The 20344-nt window shown below is 39.2% G+C and carries 16 protein-coding genes and 1 pseudogene; 5 read left to right on the top strand and 12 right to left on the bottom strand.

Annotated features, from left to right (window positions below):
* The first annotated feature begins 220 nt into the window (after window positions 1-220).
* Window positions 221-1264 (top strand): YeiH family protein, encoded by a 1044-nt coding sequence (locus tag QK255_RS02670; protein WP_002291191.1) that lies wholly within the window; start codon window positions 221-223, stop codon window positions 1262-1264.
* Window positions 1265-1325: 61 nt separating this feature from the next.
* On the opposite strand, the gene QK255_RS02665 is transcribed toward QK255_RS02670, so the two are convergent.
* Window positions 1326-1790, bottom strand: coding sequence for a methylated-DNA--[protein]-cysteine S-methyltransferase (locus QK255_RS02665; protein WP_002291193.1), 465 nt, complete (start codon window positions 1788-1790; stop codon window positions 1326-1328).
* 245 nt (window positions 1791-2035) lie between these two features.
* Here QK255_RS02665 and QK255_RS02660 point away from each other — a divergent pair, with 245 nt between their 5' ends.
* Complete coding sequence (locus tag QK255_RS02660) at window positions 2036-2983, top strand: glycosyltransferase family 2 protein (protein ID WP_002289773.1); 948 nt, start codon at window positions 2036-2038, stop codon at window positions 2981-2983.
* 210 nt (window positions 2984-3193) lie between these two features.
* On the opposite strand, the gene QK255_RS02655 is transcribed toward QK255_RS02660, so the two are convergent.
* The 3 genes from QK255_RS02655 to QK255_RS02645 form a co-directional block, all read right to left on the bottom strand.
* Window positions 3194-5266 (bottom strand): DNA topoisomerase III, encoded by a 2073-nt coding sequence (locus QK255_RS02655; RefSeq protein ID WP_033583050.1) that lies wholly within the window; start codon window positions 5264-5266, stop codon window positions 3194-3196.
* Window positions 5199-5576 carry a DUF1033 family protein gene (locus QK255_RS02650; RefSeq protein ID WP_002291196.1) on the bottom strand — a complete coding sequence of 126 codons (378 nt, stop codon included), beginning with the start codon at window positions 5574-5576 and terminating at the stop codon, window positions 5199-5201. Before QK255_RS02650 ends, QK255_RS02655 begins: the two co-directional genes overlap by 68 nt.
* A gap of 128 nt (window positions 5577-5704) precedes the next feature.
* Window positions 5705-6265, bottom strand: a complete 561-nt coding sequence (locus tag QK255_RS02645; protein WP_002323745.1) for a TetR/AcrR family transcriptional regulator — start codon at window positions 6263-6265, stop codon at window positions 5705-5707.
* Window positions 6266-6414: 149 nt separating this feature from the next.
* Between QK255_RS02645 and QK255_RS02640 the strand changes: the two genes are divergently transcribed.
* Window positions 6415-7707, top strand: a complete 1293-nt coding sequence (locus tag QK255_RS02640) for a multidrug efflux MFS transporter (protein WP_002291199.1) — start codon at window positions 6415-6417, stop codon at window positions 7705-7707.
* 59 nt (window positions 7708-7766) lie between these two features.
* Here QK255_RS02640 and QK255_RS02635 read toward each other — a convergent pair whose 3' ends face one another.
* The 3 genes from QK255_RS02635 to mnmA form a co-directional block, all read right to left on the bottom strand.
* On the bottom strand, window positions 7767-8885 hold the full coding sequence (locus QK255_RS02635; protein ID WP_002291201.1) for an aminotransferase: 1119 nt from the start codon (window positions 8883-8885) through the stop codon (window positions 7767-7769).
* A gap of 13 nt (window positions 8886-8898) precedes the next feature.
* A complete protein-coding gene (arcD, locus tag QK255_RS02630; protein WP_002342001.1) occupies window positions 8899-10320 on the bottom strand; it encodes an arginine-ornithine antiporter in 1422 nt (473 codons plus the stop codon).
* Window positions 10321-10565: 245 nt separating this feature from the next.
* Window positions 10566-11687: a tRNA 2-thiouridine(34) synthase MnmA gene (mnmA, locus tag QK255_RS02625; protein WP_002286726.1), complete on the bottom strand. Its 1122-nt coding sequence runs from the start codon at window positions 11685-11687 to the stop codon at window positions 10566-10568.
* 403 nt (window positions 11688-12090) lie between these two features.
* Between mnmA and QK255_RS02620 the strand changes: the two genes are divergently transcribed.
* The gene (locus tag QK255_RS02620) at window positions 12091-12690 is read left to right on the top strand and encodes a metallophosphoesterase family protein (RefSeq protein WP_002291205.1); all 600 of its coding nucleotides are present in this window, start codon (window positions 12091-12093) and stop codon (window positions 12688-12690) included.
* A gap of 137 nt (window positions 12691-12827) precedes the next feature.
* On the opposite strand, the pseudogene efmA reads toward QK255_RS02620, so the two are convergent.
* The 5 genes and pseudogenes from efmA to QK255_RS02595 form a co-directional block, all read right to left on the bottom strand.
* Window positions 12828-14115, bottom strand: a pseudogene (gene efmA / locus QK255_RS02615) (multidrug efflux MFS transporter EfmA).
* A gap of 270 nt (window positions 14116-14385) precedes the next feature.
* Entirely contained in the window at window positions 14386-14730 is a 345-nt protein-coding gene (locus QK255_RS02610; RefSeq protein ID WP_002286736.1) for a DUF1831 domain-containing protein, read from the bottom strand.
* 136 nt (window positions 14731-14866) lie between these two features.
* On the bottom strand, window positions 14867-16012 hold the full coding sequence (locus QK255_RS02605) for a cysteine desulfurase family protein (protein ID WP_002291210.1): 1146 nt from the start codon (window positions 16010-16012) through the stop codon (window positions 14867-14869).
* A gap of 179 nt (window positions 16013-16191) precedes the next feature.
* Window positions 16192-17166 carry a ribose-phosphate diphosphokinase gene (locus tag QK255_RS02600; RefSeq protein ID WP_002286741.1) on the bottom strand — a complete coding sequence of 325 codons (975 nt, stop codon included), beginning with the start codon at window positions 17164-17166 and terminating at the stop codon, window positions 16192-16194.
* A 79-nt stretch (window positions 17167-17245) separates the two neighbouring features.
* On the bottom strand, window positions 17246-18121 hold the full coding sequence (locus QK255_RS02595; RefSeq protein WP_002291211.1) for a hypothetical protein: 876 nt from the start codon (window positions 18119-18121) through the stop codon (window positions 17246-17248).
* Between the two features lie 129 nt (window positions 18122-18250).
* Between QK255_RS02595 and QK255_RS02590 the strand changes: the two genes are divergently transcribed.
* Window positions 18251-20158 (top strand): M13 family metallopeptidase, encoded by a 1908-nt coding sequence (locus QK255_RS02590; RefSeq protein ID WP_002342000.1) that lies wholly within the window; start codon window positions 18251-18253, stop codon window positions 20156-20158.
* The last annotated feature ends 186 nt before the right edge of the window (window positions 20159-20344 follow it).

Genomic DNA, 20344 nt, shown 5'->3' with positions numbered 1-20344 from the left:
AGTTTCGAGTATTAAGAAAAATTTTGTGAAAATGGCTTTCCACATTTTTTCATAAATTTGGCTTAATACCGAGAAACTGGCTTTTGAACACCGTTTATTCGAAACAAGAGGTCGTGACAAGACTTTTGTCACGACCTCTTGTTCTTTTGTCAAAATACTGGTTTAGTGCTACTATGTTCGAGTATGCTTTTAGTATTTATTGACGAAAGGAACCGATCAAATGAAATCATTGTCACATCCAATAAAATCTGTAAAGGATTCAGCGGTCCGCGAAATCTTACCCGGTTTACTGCTTTCTTTTGCCATCGCTGCCTTCAGCAGGCTTCTTGCTATTTATCTGCCACAGTTAGGTGGAGCGACTATTGCTATTTTATTGGGTATTTTATTAGGAAATACTTTTTTTAAACAGCCTGTTCTAGCAATCGGCACAAAATTTGCTGAAAGCAAACTATTAGAATTCTCTGTTTTTTTACTAGGTGCAACTGTCACAGCTCAAACGATTGCTCAAATTGGTATAAAAGGAATTGTTTTTGTGTTACTGCAAATGTCAGTCACTATCATCGGTGCTTACTTGATTGGTAAAAAACTGCAATTCAGCGATACTTCTTCTTTGATGATGGCTGGAGGAAACGCTGTTTGTGGTTCTTCTGCTATTGCTTCGATTGCCCCTTCCATCCATGCGAAAGAGGAAGAAAAAGGACAGATCATCACACTAGTCAATCTACTGGGTACTGTGATGATGTTGACTCTCCCTTTTCTTGGATTACAGTTGTTTGGTGGAAATCTCATTGAAAAAAGTGCACTTTTGGGTGGTACACTCCAATCTGTTGGTCAAGTAGTCGCTGGGGCAAGCTTACTTGACAATTCTGTTGTCGAATTCGCCATGCTATTTAAGATTCTACGTATTATGATGCTCGTTGTTGTTGTCTATCTGTTTGAAAAATTCATGCACAAGAAACAACCAGCTCTGTTTGAAACGCCAACTGATACGCAGAAAAAACGAAAATTACCGCTTCCTTGGTATGTATTAGGGTTTGTGATCTTTTGTTTGGTCAACAGCTTGTTTTCTTTACCTGTAGTTATTGACCAATCGGCACATTTTATCAGCAGCTGGTTTGAGATCACTGCTTTAGCGGCAATTGGTCTGCGTTTAGACTTTGCAAAATTCATGAAAGAAGGTACACGCTTCTTATCTTATGGATTAGCTGTCGGGCTTCTCCAAACAGTGATGGCTTTACTATTTATTTGGCTGATCAAAGTTTAGAATGAACATGAAAAAACAGTTGTGATTCTCGCATGGAACAATGTCCGAATCACAACTGTTTTTAATTTTGCAGATATCCTTCTAACAACAACAATTGGCGTTTGACTTCAACCCCATCTATTGCGTTTCCCATATATCCTGTCAGTTTTCCATTTTGCCCGATCACTCGATGACAAGGAATAACGATTGGCAATGGATTGGTTCGATTTGCCTGCCCAATCGCTCGCACAGCTTTCGGACTATCAACAGCAACGGCTACTTCTTTATACGTTCGGATTTCTCCATAAGGAATGGTCGACAAAGCTTTCCAGACATTTTGCTGAAAAGGCGTACCTCTCTTTATAGATAAAGGAACATCAAATTCTTTTCTTTTTCCCGCAAAATATTCTTCAAACTGTTCTTGTGTGCGCGTTAAAATTTGCTGATTCGCTGATTCGCTTTCTGAAATTGGCTGAAAAGATACAGCAGTCAATCCGGATTCATCTGCATCTAACCATAAAAAGCCGATAGGTGTGTGTATTTTCATTTTGTTTGCTCCTGGTCAATAGACTGGAACTTCCTCCTTTTTCTCTATCCAAAACTACTTGCCAACTAATAAAAATTGTTCTTAAAAGTTTGATAAACCGAGGAAACATGGTAAACTAAATACGTTAGTTTACAAAAAGAATACCTGTTCTTTTACGTAAAATCAAATTTTAAAGGTGTTATTTAAGGTTTATTAAATTTTGAATGTAAACCATATATAAACATACGATTGAAAGGATAGAAACGATGAAAGTATCAATTGTTGTCCCATGTTTTAATGAAGAAAAAACTGTTCCTCTTTTTTTTGATGAGGTTGAAAAATTCAAAGGTGCCCATGAGTTCGAATATTTGTTTATTGACGACGGATCAAAAGACGGTACGTTAGCAGCAATCAAGAAGCTAGCCTCAGCTTATCCTTATGTCCGCTTTGTCTCATTTTCCAGAAATTTTGGGAAAGAAGCGGCTCTGTACGCTGGATTGCAAGCTTCTACAGGAGATTTAGTGACCGTGATGGATGTTGATCTGCAAGATCCGCCCGAACTGCTTCCTGAGATGATCAACCGGATCACTACTTCTGATATCGATTGTGTCGGCACCCGGCGTTCGACTCGTGAAGGCGAGCCTGCGATACGCAGTTTCTTTGCGAAAAAATTCTACCAGTTGATCAATAAAATCAGCGATACAGAAATGGTCGATGGCGCTCGTGATTTCCGCTTGATGACTCGTCAAATGGTGGATGCCGTCCTAGAATTAACAGAATACAACCGATTTTCAAAAGGATTATTTAGCTGGGTCGGATTTAAAACAGAATATATTTCTTATGAAAACCGCGAACGTGTGGCTGGCGAAACATCTTGGTCCTTCTGGAAATTATTCAACTACTCGATTGATGGTATCGTGAACTTCTCGGATGCACCGTTAACGATTGCTTCATTTATCGGCGCTTTGTCTTGTGTCGGTTCTGGTATTGCAATTTTGTTCATTATTTTGCGGGCATTGTTGTTTGGTGATCCTACATCAGGATGGCCTTCCATGGTCTCGATCTTCCTGTTCATTGGTGGAATCCAATTGTTATGTCTTGGAATCATCGGGAAATATATCGGGAAAATCTTCTTAGAAACGAAACAGCGTCCTGTTTATATCATAAGAGAAACAGAAAAAGTGAAGCCAAATGAATTGAAGCCTCACCAATAATATACGTCAAATGAAGTAAACATTTTTTTAAATGAAAAAGGACTGTGACAAAAGTCTTGTCACAGTCCTTTTTTCCGAATAAATGGTGTTCCAGAAGTAGCTTCTTCGGAAATAAGCCGAAATTTCACAAAAATTTGAGAAGCAATTTCCGTAAATTCCTTCTTATTTCTTGAAGCTGACCACTTCTATCACAACCTCTTTCATATCTTATTACTTCTTCATTGCTGCTTTTAGTGCTGCTGCTAATGGGCTTTCTTCTGGTTCTTCTGCTTGTGCATATTTTTTCAGCAAGCGTCGTTCTTCATGTTTGGTCATTTTCTTCTTCTGCTCTTTTTTATCAAGCATTTTTTCTGTCGTTCCATCGTATTTACAACGGAAATAAGCACCGTTTTTACCTTCGATGATTTCCATTTTCCGGTGACATTGCGGGCATCGATGATTAGAGACTTTTGGATCTTTTCTTCTGCGGTAGTTGCAATCTGAATTGGTGCAGACATAGATTTTGCCGTCACGTGTGTTTTTCTCGCGCAGATTGGCCCCACATTCTGGACATTTCTTTTGGGTAATCGAGAAATCTTGATATTCTTGTTTGCTTGATTTGATCTCATTCACCAAGCGTTTTGTTTCTTTTTCGATTCCATTCAAGAAGGTTCCTGCTTGTTTCTTTCCTGCAGCAATAGCTTCAAGGTCTTTTTCCCAGCTTTCTGTCAAATCTGGTGTTACTAAAGAGGGATTTACCAATACTAATAATTGCTTACCTTTAGGAGATACTTGCAGTCCTTGAGGGGTACGTTCCATCAGTTCAGATTTGATTAGTTTCTCGATAATCTCTGCACGCGTAGCTGGGGTTCCCAGACTGTATTTTTCCATTTGTCCAAGCAAGCTTGCTTCTGACAATGGTTTAGGCGGTGCAGATAGTTCTTTTTTGATGGTGAAATCGGGATTGATTCTCATTCCTTTTTCCCATTTGACTGTTTCCGTCTCAGTTTCAGTTTCGCCTTTCCATCCTGCTTGGACGACACGATTTTGCCGAAAAATGAATCGTTCTTTACCAAATTCAACCGTAACTTTTGTTTGGCTGACTTTATGGGGTTGAGCAAACAGTCCTAAAAAACGAGAGACAATCATTTGATAGATTTTTTGCTCTTCATTACTTAATTTTTCATAACGTGCTCTGTTTTCAGTTGGCAAAAGTGCATGGTGATCGGTCACTTTACTGTCTTGGAATACTTTTGTCTGTTGGACGATGGCTCCGTTTTTCAAATACTGCTTGACCTCAGGAGCAAAGTCGCTGACTGCTTGCAATCGTTCTTTCATCGTACTTTTCATGTCATTTGTCAGATATTTGCTGTCTGTACGCGGATAAGTAACGATCTTATGGGTCTCATACAAACTTTGTACAAGATTTAATGTTTTCTTTGCAGAATAGCCATAGCGTTGATTGGCTTCTCTTTGGATCTCTGTTAAATCATAAGGCAATGGCGCAGATTCCGTTTTTAATTTTTCTTGGACTTCTGTGACAGTTCCTTTGCTTGTACTGATCAATTGAACAAGTTTTTGTGCTTCTTCTTGTGTTTTTAAAGCAAATTGATTTTTTTGAAGCATTTTGGCTTGTTCTTTTCCAGCTTGCAACGTGATCGTGAAATACGTTTGTGGACGGAACTGCTCGATTTTCTTTTCTTGGTCTCTCACTAATGCTAGTGTCGGTGTCTGCACACGGCCTGCTGATAAATTATCCGCGTACTTCACAGTTAAGGCTCTGGTCACATTCAATCCTACCAGCCAGTCCGCTTTTGCCCGGGCAAGAGCAGATTCATACAATGCATCATATTCTTTCGCAGGTCTTAGTTGCTTGAATCCAGTTTTGATTGCTTTATCTGTTTGAGAAGAGATCCATAACCGCTTCACTGGTTTATTGAAATGCACATACTCTAAGATCCAGCGAGCAACAAGTTCCCCTTCTCTTCCGGCATCTGTCGCAATGACTGCTTCTGAGACATCTTTTCGCTGAGCCAGCTGCTTGATTGCTTTTAATTGATGTCCTGTTTTAGGAAGTGGTTTGATTCCTAGTTTTTTAGGGATCATTGGCAACGTGTCCATTTGCCAGCTCTGCCATTCCTTATTCAGATCTTCCGGCATTTTCAATCCTAATAAATGACCAAGGGCCCAAGTAACGATCACCTTGGGTCCTTCATAATAATTTTTGTGCTTTTGATTAGCACCAAGCACCTTGCTTAGGTCTTTCGCAACGCTTGGTTTTTCCGCTAGAATTAGTTGTTTCATAAAATTCCTTTCCGCTTTCTACTGTGATGGGCTGATGATTTTTCAACAACGCAAGTCCTTTGTATTGCTGTAAATCATCGTCACACTCTTCACACCAGCGCTCATCTCCGTCATTCCAAAAGGCGCTGAGAAAGTTACTTTTTGCATTGATATATTCATAATTTTGATGGATTTCGTTCCATTGTTTTTCGTACGCTTGTCGTGCTTCTTCGAAAGACTCGAATGTTTCTTCTGCTTCAATATCTTCTTCCCAGTCTTCAAAAAACCACCAAGGCTCATTGTCCCCGAACATGGTAATTACTTGATACATACTCGTGCTCCTTCTTTCAGCTTTTCTAGACTCATCTTAGTCACTTTTCAAGAAAGTTGCAAGAATTTTCTCTTATAAAAGGGTCATTTAATGAACATCTTAAAATTGTTACAAATGAATCTGATTGTTTAAGGCAAAGTAGCGATAAAGTCATTGATCATCCAAAAATAGCTGTCTTCTGGATCGATTGTTGGTTCTTTTGTAAAGTATCCTAAAAAACGTAAGGAAAGATAACCGTGGATCATACTACGAAGTTCCCTGCTTCGATGAACTTTTTCTTCTTTCGTTAATTGAAAAGCCTCAAATATCTGCAAAATGATCTGATTCGTTTCATGGATTCCATCTAATAAAACAGCTTCATTGGTATGCGGTACACTGATCAGTAACTCATACACTGCTTGATTTGAAAAAGCAAAGGATCGATAAGTTTCTGCATAGATCTGCAGTGCTTCCTGACCACTTTTTCCTACAAGAGCCCGACGCAGCTGGTCATTAAGTTCCTGCAGAAGTTTCGCTGTTAGCGCTGTTTTGACATCACGAATATTTTTGAAATGGTTATACAGCGAGGGAGCCTTGATATCCAAGCGTTTGGCTAAATGCTGAAAGGTTATTTGCTGAACATCCATCTCTTCTGCTAGTTCTCGAAAGCAGTCGATGATTTTCTCTTGAGACAGATTTCTTTTTTTCATTTCCATGTTTCCTCTCATAAAATAAATCCTTCACTCTTTCAGTTTACCACGAAAAAGAAAGAGAAAAAAGAGACTTTCATTGATAAACTACATATTGTAGTTTATAATAAAGAGCTGTAGATGAAAATTTTCAGAAAGAAGGAGTCTAATTGGCTGCAAGAATAAAGGAAAAATTATTTAGGAAAAGAGAAACTTGGGAACAAAACTTGTTTGTCTTATGGTTTGGAACATTTATGGCTGGTATCGGATTTAGTTTAGTCATGCCTTTTATGTCACTTTACATAGATACGTTAGGTAATTATAGTACGTCACAATTGAACTTTTGGAGCGGATTGACTTTTTCATCTACTTTCTTGGTGACTACGCTGATCTCTCCTTGGTGGGGAAAATTAGCCGACCAAAAAGGAAGAAAATTGATGCTGTTGCGTGCTTCATTAGGAATGGCAATCGTCATTTCTTTGATGGGTTGCGTGACTAGTGTGTATCAATTAGTCGCATTGCGTCTGCTTCAAGGGATTTTTTCTGGTTATATCAGTAATGCCACTGCCCTTGTCGCAACTGGGACGCCAAAAGAAAAAAGTGGTCAAGTTCTTGGAACCTTAGCAACTGGTTCTGTTACAGGAACATTACTTGGACCGCTTCTTGGCGGGATCTCTGCTTCAGCGTTTGGCTATCGCCCTACCTTTTTCATTACAGGGATCATCTTATTTTTCGTCTTCTTGTTGAGTCTGTTTTTCGTCCATGAAAAATTTGTCCCAGTGAAAAAAGAAAACATGGTTTCTGCCAAACAGATTTTCAAAGACTTGAAATATCCACACGTCGTCATCGGTATGTTCGTCACAACGATGATCATCCAAGCATCCAACAATTCCATTAGTCCAATCATCAGTCTGTACATTCGCCAATTGCTGCATGGACATGGGAATGTTACGTTGATCAGCGGAATCATCGCTTCGATACCTGGGATTGCCACTTTGATAGCCGCTCCAAGATTTGGTCGCTTAGGTGACAAGATCGGGAGTGAAAGAATACTTGCGATTGGTTTGGGTTTTGCGATTCTGGTTTATATCCCAATGTCATTCGTCACGAATGTTTGGCAATTAGCTGCCTTACGTTTTTTGATTGGTATCTCTGATGCTTGTCTGCTCCCTGCTGTCCAAGCATTGATCACAAAATATTCGCCTCATCAAGCTGCTGGACGGATCTTCAGTTATAACCAATCTTTCCAAGCAACTGGTAACGTAGTAGGGCCTATGATTGGCTCCAGTGTTTCCAGTGCATTTGGTTATCGTGGCGTTTTTCTTTCGACTTCTCTTCTTGTTTTGGTCAACTTCTTGCTTGTACGACACAATACACAAGAAATCCATCAGCAAGAAACTGCAGAAGAAAAAGCTTCAGGAGTCTCCATATCTTCAGGGCACTCTCCTTCTCATAGACAATAAGCGTAAATGAAAAACACTGCTTGAACAGTTGTCACAGACTGTCCTTGCAGTGTTTTTGTTTAGGCCTGTTTTTTCAAGAACTCAGATAAGAGGAATAATCCCTTTTCCAAGGTTTCTTTTTTACAACAGTAACCTAGTCGGGCATGCTTCGGTAAATCAAAGGCACTTCCTGGTACTAATAGTACTCCTGTTTCTTCTAATAAATTGATACAAAATGTCTGGTCATCTTCTTCGATGGCTAATTTAATGAAAGAAGTAGAGACGTAATTGGGAGCGACAAGTTCAACTTTCGGTTCATTGGCTACCCATTGTTTTAAAATCACAAGGTTCTCTGTAATGATCTTTTTGTTTCGCTCCAATATTTTTTCTTTATTCTTCAATGCATGTACAGCAAGATCATCTGACAGGACTCCGCCGCAAATCATCGTGTAGTCTCGATACTTTCGAAAAACTTCTGCCAACTCAGGTCCAGTAGCTGTCCAGCCAATACGAATACCTGGAATGGAGTAGGTTTTGGATAGGGAATTGGTTGCTATACCTTTTTCATAGACATCTACGATCGACAAGAATTCACCTTTATCCGTTAAAGGCGCATATACTTCATCTATCAATACATATGCATCTACTGTACGAGCAATTTCTGCGATTTTTTCTAAAGTTTTCCGATCTAGCAATGTGCCTGTAGGATTGTTTGCACTATTCAAACAGATGATTTTTGTTTCAGGTTTGACTAAGGCTTCTAGCTGTTCTAAATCAAACTGCCAATCTTCTTCTTCCTTCAAATGAACAAAGTCAACAGCGGCACCTAAAGATTTGGGGATGTCATATAATTGCTGATAAGTAGGAAGCATCGAAACAACATGGTCTCCTGCTTCCACTAACGCGTATAGAGCTAAAAGATTAGCACCATTCGCTCCATTCGTTTGTAAGATGTTTTCCGGATTGACGGTTTGATAAAGAGAAGCGACTTCTTGTTTGAAAACATCTGATCCTTCGATCCAGCCATAGTCCAATGGTTCGTTTTTGCGTTTTTCGAAAAATTCACTTACGCTAGTCCCATCTAAGCCAACGAGTTCGTCTAATGTCAATGCTTCGATCGAGCTTTGTGCAATATCATATACCGCTTTCTTTTCCCATTTATTTAGCCATTCTTCTACACCGAAATTTGCGATTTTCATGTTTCTTTCCCCCTTATATCTTGATCCAGCCTACAGCAAGCAACCCGATTGAAAGCAGTGCGGCCACACAAATCAGCCCAATCATTACTTTTTCTTTTCCCGTAATTTGATGTTTGGTTTCACGACAAGCGATCCAGTAGAAGCAAAAACCAGGAAGATAGGCAATACTACATAAAAGGACATAAGAAAATCCTGCTAAAATGATGCCCATCAATTCAAAAACTACAGCAATCCCACCGATCACTACTTGTTTTTTGATTCCTTCTTTTAAAGAAAACTGGACTTGATAGATCCCGACAAGTAGATAACAAATCAAAATTGCCGCTGTACATAAAGAATAGGCAAATTGATAGGCATAATCAGTAACTAAGAAAGTCAATAAGAATAGATTAGTCAAGATTGCAGTAACAACTAACGAATAAGTTGGGGCATTTTTTTTATTCGTTTTTCCCCAACCTTTCGGCAACAGACCGTCTCGAGCCATCAACATCGTTGTTTCTGCTGGGAGCATCGTCCAAGACAACCAAGAACCAATGATCGAAATAATCAAGCCGATATTGATCAGCGCTGCTCCCCAATTTCCCACGATTCCTTTTAAAATATTTGCCATAGCAGGTTGTGAAATAGTTGCTAACTCTTCTTGAGATAAGACGCCGTATGGCAAGATCGAAGCAAGGATATAGATAAACAATAAACAAAGCAGACCAATGATCGATGCTTGCTGGGCTTCTGAACGTTTCTTCGCGCGGTTGGCTAAAACACTTGCGCCTTCGATCCCTACAAAGACCCACATCATAACCATCAAACAACCTTTAATCTGCAACCAGATCGTTCCTTGCTGCCCTGTTCCATTCACTAGATTATCAGATACGTTACCCCAAAAATCAGCAGTGAATATATTCACTTTAAATGCGATAAATACAAATATTAAAAATAGGAATAATGGCACTAATTTACAGATCGTCACGATTGTATTGATGACGCTCGCTCCTTCAACTCCATTGTTTACTAATAAAGTCAGACCCCAAATAAAAATACTTGCAAATAAAATAGAAGGAACATTTTGTCCACCTTTGAATATCGGGAAAAATTCTCCCATGGCGCTCATCAGCATCGTTGCAAAAGCAACATTTCCCAGCCACGCAGACAACCAGTAACCCCAACCACTGATGAAGCCACCTAATTTACCAAATGAAGCTTCCGCGTAACCGAAAATACCACTATCTAGATCTGGACGTTTTTCTCCTAAATGATTCAGCGATAATACCAAAGCTAAAATACCAATCCCAACGATTATCCATGAAAGGATCGCTGGCCCTGGAGCTGCAGAACTAGCCAGATCACTTGTGATCCCAAACACACCGCTTCCGATTGACGAACTGACAACCAGAGCAACCAGTCCCCATTTGCTAATACCCGTCGATTTCTTTTCCATTTCCATCACCCTCACTTATAAAATTGAACAAATCACTTGCAAAAGATTCCCTTCTATTTTGCAACTGCTCTTGCTTAACAAAAAGCAACTTTATTCATATTATTGGATATTATGAACTTTTTACACAAGTATTTCAAGTATAAAGTGAATAAAAATTAATTTTATTGCAAAAAAACAGCTATGCTATCCAAAAGAAAAGGTGTTTCTTTTGTTAGCCATAGCTGTTTTGATTCATTTAATATCGCTTAAACGTATTGTAAAACTTTTGTTTCTTGATATGCGTGGTCGATCAAACCACCACCCAGACATTCCATTCCATCATAAAATACAACTGCTTGTCCAGGAGTGATTGCACGTACAGGTTCGTCGAATACGACTTCTGCACGATTATCATCCAATAAGCGAACTGTCACAGGAACGTCTTGCTGACGATAACGGAATTTCGCTGTACACTTGAATTCTTTTGGCATTGGTTCATTCGTCGTAAAGTGGATTTCACTTGCATCCAAGCTTGTGGCATACAATGCAGGATGATGGAACCCTTGCCCCACATATAATGTGTTTGTCGCTAGATCTTTTCCTACAACAAACCAGGGTTCTTGCGAATCTCCTCCGCCACCGATCCCTAGTCCTTGACGTTGACCAATCGTATAATACATCAAGCCAGCATGTTGTCCTTTGACTTCACCATCAAGAGTGACCATATTTCCTTTTTTTGCTGGCAGATAGTTGCTCAAAAATTGTTTGAAGTTCTTTTCACCAATAAAGCAGATTCCCGTTGAATCTTTTTTCTTAGCAGTCGCAAGGCCTGCGCGTTCAGCAATTGCCCGTACTTCTGATTTTTCCATGCCGCCTAGAGGGAACATCGTTTTTGAAAGCTGTTCTTGTGATAATTGGCTAAGGAAGTAAGTTTGATCTTTATTATTGTCTACTCCACGAAGCATGTGGACCACGCCGTTTTCATCGCGAGTGACTTGCGCATAATGTCCAGTAGCTACATAATCGGCGCCAAGATCCATTGCATAATCCAAGAATGCTTTGAATTTGATTTCTTTGTTGCACATCACGTCTGGGTTAGGTGTACGTCCTGCGCGGTATTCGGCTAGGAAATATTCAAATACACGATCCCAATATTCTTTTTCAAAATTCACAGAGTAATAAGGAATCCCGATTTGAGCAGCTACTTTCGCTACATCCTTATAATCTTCCGTGGCCGTGCATACACCGTTTTCGTCCGTGTCATCCCAATTTTTCATGAATATTCCGATCACGTCGTATCCTTGTTCCTTTAACAAAAGTGCTGTTACAGATGAGTCGACACCGCCGCTCATCCCTACGACAACGCGTGTTTTGCTGTTGTCTGTCATGATATCACCATCATTTCAATTAGATTCTGAAACATCTACGAGTTGAAGGTCGCAACTTTTCAGTATTTTACATTATACGTCATATTTCTGAAAATTTCATCCCTTAATTATCAAGTCGTAAAAATACTGTTCTACTGGACCTATTCAGTACACAAACATGATAGTCAACCAAAAAATCACTCATCTTTTGAGCATTCGATATAAAAAATTGGCATACTCATAAAAAGGGCCAGCCTTTCGGCAATAAGGAATAATTTTGTAAATTGTGAAAAACTATTTTTCAAAATTGCTTCTTATCGCTTAAAGCTGCACGTCTCATTTACAACCTTTTCTTTTTAGATGTTATGAGTTGCTCAGATAAGTGATTTTGTTTACTCTAAGAAAAAAGGGAGGCAAGAGATACATGAATTACTTTACCAGTGATATGCACTTTTTCCATGAACGCTTATTAGGAAAAAACGACTTTGCTCCGCGGCTCTTTGCAAATGTGGATGAAATGAACCAACAGTTGATCACTAGCTGGAATGCAGTAATAAAAGAAACCGACCATGTTTATCATCTAGGCGACCTTGCTATGCATCCGCAATATGAAAAAGCAAATGCAGAAATTTTGGAACTGGTCACTCAACTGCAAGGAACAATCCACTTGATCAAAGGGAACCATGACAGTCGTGCTTTTTTCCGTTATTTAGAAAAAAATGATCCTAGGCTTACTGACGGAAGTCCCAAATTTTATTTTTATGATGTAGGTGCCATCGTTAAATTCGACCATCAACAATATTACTTGACTCATTATCCGATGTTGCTCGGGCCTAACGACACTATCCGCAATCTTCATGGACATATCCATCATTACAGCGTACCTATCGAGAACGATGTCAATGTAGGCGTAGACGCACCGGAAAGAGAACTCTTAAAGGAAAAACTACCATTTGGCACTCCGTTATCTGAGCAACAAATCAAAGAAATCTATGAAGCAAAGAGGAAGTACGATAGGTCGTGAAAAAACTGCCCTATATCAAGTATTAAACAAATAAAGATAATTACTCATATTTTTCATTTGAGTAGGCTTATTGCCACAGGAACATTAGGATCAGAAATGGAGTTGTAACAAGACTTCTGTCACAACTCCATTCCATACTATTCGTCTTTTTGCTCATGGTGTTCTTTTACCAATTTTTTCTGTAATTCTTTATCATAATTTCGAGCAGCTGACGTTAAAAATAAAACGATTCCGCATAATAAAATCCCGATTCCAGAAAACAAGAACATTTTTTCTACCCCTAAACGATCAGCTAATGGTCCTGCAAATAATAATCCAATTGGACCTGCCAGGTTCATCAAAGAGTTGAAGTTCCCTAAGACACGACCTAAAACATTCGATTCATAACTCTGCTGGATCCATTGCCATCAGCAGTGTATTGAAATATGGCGTTGCACAACCTGCTCCTGCATTCAAGATAAGAAAGTACAAGAACCCTTGACTATCGTTTGGAACCAATCCGCTTGCACCGATCGTCAGGCCCATAATGATGTAGGCTATAATAATAGGTTTCATTCGGTCTTTCCATGTTCCTATAAAACTGATCAGTGCACCGCCTAAGAGCATTCCGACTGCGTAGACTACTTCCACTGCTCCCGCCTGTCCAACGGAACCACCAAAGTAATCTAGCGTCATCAATGGATACAGACTGATTGCTGGCATGAACAACAGCATCACAAATGCACCATTGATCGTTATGTACCATAACCCTTTGTTATCCATCAATTGCTGCAGCCCAAATTTTGCATCTTTAAAAATAGTAAGCGGAACTTCCAATATTTCAGGAGAAACTTTTGGGATCTTCACAAAAATCAATAAGCCGACACCAAAAACTGCCCCCAATACATCTAATAAAATAAGGTAATTGACAGGAACGACTGAAAACAAAGCCGCACCTAGAGCTGGCGCAATGATGAAATTCGCTGACTGGACCATTCCTAACTGTCCATTCGTCCTTGTTATGTGAGAAGATGGAACGATTGTCGGCATAATCGACTGGATCGTTGGCATTTGGAATGTTTGTGCGACCGAACGCATAAACAAAGACACAAAAACTAGCCAAATCGGGAAGGATTCTGAAATCGTTCCGACTACTGCTAAAATAAGCGCGAAAATCGCTACAATAATATCCGTGACAATCAAAAGAGCTTTTTTATCCCAGCGATCCACTAGCGGTCCTACAAATGGGCTTAGTAAAACCATGGGAATCATTCCTAGTAAAGTAGCAAAACTCAAAATTGTCGCCGAACCGGTTTCTCTTGTCAAATACCAGATGATCGCATATTGGACGACCATACTAGTGATTCCTGACAAAAACTGTCCCGATAAAAAGAACAAATAATTTCTCTTCCAATTCGTTAAAACGACCGACTGTTCATTTTCCATAAACATCCCTCTTTTCTTTTTCATTTTGTATAGCGTTTGCACAACAATCATTATACGGGATTCTTTTTTCAAAAAATACCTTTTTCCCTAAATAACAATCGTTTCAATTTAAATTTCTTTACTTAGAAACAATAAATCAGCAAAATATTAAAAATAACAACATGTGTTAAATTTAAAAATAAAAAAGACAACTAATTTGCGTCGTCCTTACAAAGTTAGTCATCTAACAATAGGCCGTTTCAAAACTAGTTGTCTTTTTATATCCACAGATCATTCGACTTTTTCGAATAACCCACGGCTAATCATCCCATCCATCAGAAAATAAAATTTATCTTGGCTCATTTTCTGTTTTGGATCTTTGAAAATATTGACTGCTTTCAATCCATTTGCTGTAGTGATCGACATTTTCAATGTTTGAATATCTTTTGATACAGTGATTTTTAATTTGAATCCTTCTTTGCTTTGCGGCGTGGCATCTAATGGTCGGATCAATTGATAATTGCCTCCGTTTGTTTCTGTAAATCCATTATCGCGCAATGTATATCTTTTTGCATCAGGATGCAAACGATAGCTAATTGGTGCGCCCAGTACCGTTGCTGTTGTTTCAAATGCCATGATTTTCACCTCGATAAAATTAGTTTCTCTTTATTATAAAAGTTTATCCTGATTTTTACTAGGTTTTTCAGTTAAGTTCCCTAAAAAATGAAGGCGTTCTCTCAGACATCTGTTCATATAAGAATGACTTCACTAGTTATTTTTTGACAGCACGAACTAATTGATCAAGGAAATACTGGATGTCGTCTTCGGTATTTCCCAAACCAAAGCTGATACGGATGGATTCTTTTAGTATCGGTGTATCTTCTCCATACATTGCTTCTAATACGTGTGAAGGCTCGATATTTCCTGCTGTACAAGCTGAACCAGTAGAAATAGCGACCCCATTAAGATCAAGCTTCATCAGTAGCAAATCATTTGCTTCGCCAATTAAGCGAAGATTCAACACATGAGGGAGTTTATTCGTTAAATCACCATTTACTTGATAAGGGATTTCGTTTGCTTCTAATGTATCAAGAATCAATTGCTGTAATCCTTTATATTTGTTGTTACGTGCTTCACGTTCTTCAGGTGACAGCAGTTCAACTGCTTTTGCCATACCCCAGATCCCTGCTAAATTTTCTGTACCTGCACGCCGCTTTTCTTCCTGCTCCCCGCCTAAAAGCAATGCAGGGATATTTACTCCGTCTCGTTTATATAAGAAACCGACGCCTTTTGGCCCATTGATTTTATGAGCAGAGATACTTAATAAATCGATTCCTAATTCTTCTGGATGGATCGTTTGGTTTCCGTACGCTTGTACCGCATCTGTATGGAAATAAGCTGGATGATCCGCTAAAAGTTCACCGATTTCTTTGATTGGCATCAAATTTCCGATTTCATTGTTCCCATACATCACAGAGACCAAGATCGTATCTTCTCGTAACGCTTTTTTGACCTCTTCGATCGACAGATTCCCTTTTTCATCTACAGGCAGATATGTAACGTCAAACCCCTTTGTCTCTAAATATTTCATGGTATTAAGAACAGCAGGATGTTCGATAGCTGTAGTGATTAGATGTCTGCCTTCTTTTTGACGCGAGAACGCTGTTTCTAAGATAGCTGTATTATCCCCTTCTGTTCCCCCACTGTTAAAGATGATCTCGTGAGGTTTTGCTTGCAGACTGTCTGCAATGATTTGTCTTGCTGTTTCCAATTTTTCATGCGCGTGGCGACCAAATCCATGTATGCTTGAAGGATTTCCAAACGTGTCTTGCATGATTGCCGTCATCGCTTCAATTACTTGTGGATGCATGGGGGTAGTTGCCGCATGATCCAGATAAATAGTTTTCACTTCATTCATCCCTTCCAAATTATTGCTAGGCACATTCTAGCATAAAATAGCGAACAAACCAAAGAAGAGCTCATTTTTGTCTAGAGGACGTTTCATGGGCATAGAAAAAAGGAGCTGTGACAAAAGTCTTGTCGCAGCTCCTTGAAGCTGCTCACTTCTGTCACAACTTCTTTCCCTCTTTTTTTTGTTTATTCGAATTCTTTTTCTTCCAGACGGAATAACGGACTCATCGGTGTATTTTCATGGATGCGTTTGACCGCTTCACCCATTAATTCTGAACATGTAACGATTGTTAAGTTTTCTGGATGACGATTTTCTTCTGTGAAAACAGAATCAGTGATACAAATATCTTTGATTGGTGCATTGTCTAAAATACTTTTCGCATGATCGGACAATAATCCATGTGACGCACAGGCATATACTTCTTTTGCGCCGTTTTCTTTTAATACATTTGCTGCTCGTGCAAGCGTTGCTCCTGTGTTCAAGATATCATCTACCATGATACATGTCTTTCCTTGAACATCACCGATCACATAACCACCCTCAGTTGAAGCATCATCTGCATGATCTACGATGGCTAATGTGCTGTTCAAATATTCTGAAAGACTACGTGCACGCTGAACACCGCTGTTTTTTGGCGAAACAACTACGATGTCATCTCCCGTCAGACCTAATTGACGGTAATAATGAGCAAACAACGGCATCGTAAATAAATTATCTACAGGAATATCAAAGAATCCTTGTACTTGAACCGTGTGCAGATCTAAAGTCAGTACTCGAGTTGCCCCTGCTTCTTCGATCAAGTTAGCGATCAATTTCGCAGTGATCGGTTCATGAGGTTTCGCCGTGCGGTCTTGCCTAGCATACCCATAGTAAGGCAATACGACATTGATCGTTTTCGCACTTGCTCGCTTCATTGCATCGATCATGATCAGTAGTTCCATATAGTAGTCATTGACAGGTGCATTCGTTGATTGAACGATATACACATGATCCCCTCGAATACTTTCTTCGATATTGATGGAAATCTCGCCATCACTAAATTGCTTCACGACGCTTTTACCTAATTCTGTTCCGAACACTTTCGCGATTTTTTCAGCTAATGGACGGTTGCCATTCAAACTAAAAATCTTCAACGTGTCATCCTGATACTTATTACTCATGTAGTCCTCCCCAAAACTTCTCTATTCTTCGATAGTTTAACATATTTTTCCAAGATTTTCTGTTAATTTCAGCAAATTCTTAAGGAAGTGAAACTGTTCCGTTACTCCAACTGGCAGGAATGACTTTATGATAATCGCCCCAGTTGTCGTGTACTTTGTAATAACGTTCTCCTGTTTCAGTTTCAAAATAAGCGTACGCTGTCACCCAATGATTGCCATATGTACTGCCAAGTACTTTCAAAATACCAATCATCACAGGTTTGCCTTCACGTATACGTTTTGTAGCTCGCTGCCATGAACCTAGAAGAGTTGCTCGTGCACGCTCATGATTGCCATTCTTCTTTAAAAAACTAGAAATCCCTGTACTAACCTGAAAAGGAATCGTAGGAAGTCCTAGTGGTTGGATCTGGCTACGCAATGCCTTCGTCAAAACCATCGAATCAGCCGTATTTTTCTTGCGAATCTCATTTGGAAGCATCCACTCTTTACGATAGTCTTGATAATAGGCAAGCAGAACTGCTGCCGCGTAAGTACCACAAAGATAGCCTGAGGGGGTAGCCCATTTCTTATACCTTAAAAAACGTTCTTCTGGCAATCCCACCCAACAATTTGTGAGTTCTTTTCCTGACCTTTTTTCTTCGATCAAAGCGGGAATATCTTCTTTTCTGTTGATCCATCTAGATAACTCGATTGGCTCTTCATTGATCAGCTTCCATTTTTTACAAGAAAGACCCTCTTGATAAGTATATTTTGCTGGAGAATATTCTACCGGATGTCCTGATTGATCGATAATCACATAACTTTGATCTTCAAAAACCAGAGCTAAAAAAAGCAATTTACTTTTTCTTGACTGCAGCTGCTGAGTGCTGGCTAATTTTTTAATTTTTTTATCTACTTTGAAATATAAAGGTTTATCCACTACTTGATTCAGTTGGGATCGCCTCCTTTTTTTCATTATAAGTGAAGGATTGAAAAAAACAAATCAGTTTGATTGTTCGAATTTTCAATTTTTTATGTTCTATTTGTTAATTCCTTCATTTTGTAAGATAATGGGCACACGAAACAAAAAAGGAGCGATCGATGAATGAACAAAGAACGATTGAAACAAGATTTCTATGAAGCAGTCAATGAAGAATGGCAAAAAACAGCAAAAATCCCTGCAGATAAACCAGCTACAGGCGGTTTCCAAGATTTAGTTGACGGGATCGACCAACTTTTGATGGGAGAAACAGACGATCTGCTTGCCCATCCAGAAAAAGTGTCTTCAGAAAAAATGAAACATTTCCTTGCATATTATCAACTGGCAAACGATTATGACCGAAGAAATGAGTTGCATGCTCAACCACTTCAACCTATAATCGAAAAAATTGAATCATTGCAGTCTTTCGACGAATTGAATAAGCAATTTCCAGAATGGCTGTTGGATACATTACCATTGCCATTTAATCTGGATGTAGATGCAGATATGAAGAATGCGCAAACGAACGCCTTCTTTGCTTATCCGCCTTCTTTATTCCTTCCAGATAAGACGTATTATGCATCAGACCATCCCAACGGTGCACAACTAATAGGCGTTTTCTTTGATATGGCTGTTCAGTTATTAGAGCTTGCCGGCAAAGAAAAAAGTCAGGCAGAAGCAATCACGGAACAAGCAGTGCAATTTGATAAATTGATTGCTCCTCATGTAAAAAGTGCAGAAGAAAACGCAGATTACAGCAAAATGTATAATCCGCAATCTTTTGATACATTTATTCAATACACAGATAAACTGGACTTGAAAAAACTTGTCACGGGTTTGATTGGGACAACTCCAGATAAAGTGATCGTAACTGATCCAGTGTACTTCGATCATTTGAATGACATCCTGACAGAAGCTCATTTTCCGTTATTCAAAAGCTGGATGATCATTAAAACAGTACGTTCTCTTAGTGGTTATTTATCAGAAGAATTCCGCCAAGTCAGCGGAATCTATTCTCGCGTATTGTCTGGAACAGACGAAGCAATGCCTCAGAAAAAAGCAGCGTATTACCTTGCCTCTGGACAATTCGATCAAGTAGTTGGCGATTACTACGGAAAAAAATATTTTGGCGAAGCTGCTAAAAAAGACGTAGAACAAATGGTGAAAAAAATGATCGCCGTTTATAAAAAACGTCTAGAAGAAAATGACTGGCTTGGGGATGCAACAAAAGAAAAAGCCGTCATAAAATTAAATAACTTAGGTATCCAAGTAGGCTACCCCGATAAGATCCCAGCATTATTCGACCAGTTCAAAACAGTACCTGCAGATCAGGGTGGTACTTTGCTTTCAAATACTCTTGTTTTCAGCAAACTCACATTAAAAGATCGTTTCAGCAAATGGAACAAACCAGTGGATCGTTCAGAATGGGAAATGAGTGCTGACACGGTCAATGCTTATTATCATCCATTTCGGAATGTGATCGTCTTTCCGGCAGCGATCCTTCAAGCACCATTTTACAGTCTAGAACAATCAAGCTCTGCTAATTATGGTGGAATCGGAGCTGTTATCGCTCATGAGATTTCCCATGCATTTGATAATAACGGCGCTTTATTTGACGAATATGGCAACTTGAACAACTGGTGGACAGAAGAAGATCTTACACAATTTCAAAACAAAGCACAAGCAATGATCGAAGAATTCGATGGTCTGCCTTTTGCTGACGGAAAAGTAAACGGAAAATTAACCGTTTCGGAAAATATTGCTGATGCAGGCGGTCTAAGCTGTGCATTGGAAGCAGCAAAAACGGAATCAGATCTTTCTATCGAGGAATTTTTTGTCAATTGGGCAACGATTTGGCGTACAAAAGCAAAAAAAGAATACCAACAACTTTTACTGCAAATCGATGTCCATGCCCCTGCTAAACTCCGAGCAAACGTGCAACCAAAAAACCTTGACGAATTCTATGAAACATTTGGTATCACGGAACAAGACGCTATGTATCTAGCGCCAGAAAAAAGAGTGCGAATCTGGTAAGAAGTTGTGAAAAAGCCGCTTAGTTTCAAGTAGTAAGAAAAATTTTGTGAAAATAGCTTTCCACATTTTTGCATAAATTTGACTTACTACTGAGAAACTGGCTTTTGAACACCGTTTATCGAGAGGTTGTGAAATCAGCGTCCTGACCTGAGTATTAGAGAAAAAAACGGAAAAATAGTTCTTCAT

This window comes from Enterococcus sp. ZQ21, assembly GCF_030053755.1.
Taxonomy (GTDB): domain Bacteria; phylum Bacillota; class Bacilli; order Lactobacillales; family Enterococcaceae; genus Enterococcus_B; species Enterococcus_B lactis.
Note: the sequence above shows the minus strand (reverse complement) of the source record. Positions and strands in the feature narration are given on the sequence as shown.

Excerpts from the sequence above, each read along its gene's own strand:
- QK255_RS02645 (WP_002323745.1), bottom strand. The coding sequence starts at position 6,265 with ATGAAAAAAAGAAATCTGTCTCAAGAGAAAATCATCGACTGCTTTCGA.
- QK255_RS02670 (WP_002291191.1), top strand. The coding sequence starts at position 221 with ATGAAATCATTGTCACATCCAATAAAATCTGTAAAGGATTCAGCGGTC.
- QK255_RS02595 (WP_002291211.1), bottom strand. The coding sequence starts at position 18,121 with ATGAAAAAAAGGAGGCGATCCCAACTGAATCAAGTAGTGGATAAACCT.
- QK255_RS02590 (WP_002342000.1), top strand. The coding sequence starts at position 18,251 with ATGAACAAAGAACGATTGAAACAAGATTTCTATGAAGCAGTCAATGAA.
- mnmA (WP_002286726.1), bottom strand. The coding sequence starts at position 11,687 with ATGACAGACAACAGCAAAACACGCGTTGTCGTAGGGATGAGCGGCGGT.
- QK255_RS02600 (WP_002286741.1), bottom strand. The coding sequence starts at position 17,166 with ATGAGTAATAAGTATCAGGATGACACGTTGAAGATTTTTAGTTTGAAT.
- QK255_RS02635 (WP_002291201.1), bottom strand. The coding sequence starts at position 8,885 with ATGAAAATCGCAAATTTCGGTGTAGAAGAATGGCTAAATAAATGGGAA.
- QK255_RS02655 (WP_033583050.1), bottom strand. The coding sequence starts at position 5,266 with ATGAAACAACTAATTCTAGCGGAAAAACCAAGCGTTGCGAAAGACCTA.
- arcD (WP_002342001.1), bottom strand. The coding sequence starts at position 10,320 with ATGGAAAAGAAATCGACGGGTATTAGCAAATGGGGACTGGTTGCTCTG.
- QK255_RS02620 (WP_002291205.1), top strand. The coding sequence starts at position 12,091 with ATGAATTACTTTACCAGTGATATGCACTTTTTCCATGAACGCTTATTA.
- QK255_RS02650 (WP_002291196.1), bottom strand. The coding sequence starts at position 5,576 with ATGTATCAAGTAATTACCATGTTCGGGGACAATGAGCCTTGGTGGTTT.
- QK255_RS02665 (WP_002291193.1), bottom strand. The coding sequence starts at position 1,790 with ATGAAAATACACACACCTATCGGCTTTTTATGGTTAGATGCAGATGAA.
- QK255_RS02660 (WP_002289773.1), top strand. The coding sequence starts at position 2,036 with ATGAAAGTATCAATTGTTGTCCCATGTTTTAATGAAGAAAAAACTGTT.
- QK255_RS02610 (WP_002286736.1), bottom strand. The coding sequence starts at position 14,730 with ATGGCATTTGAAACAACAGCAACGGTACTGGGCGCACCAATTAGCTAT.
- QK255_RS02605 (WP_002291210.1), bottom strand. The coding sequence starts at position 16,012 with ATGAATGAAGTGAAAACTATTTATCTGGATCATGCGGCAACTACCCCC.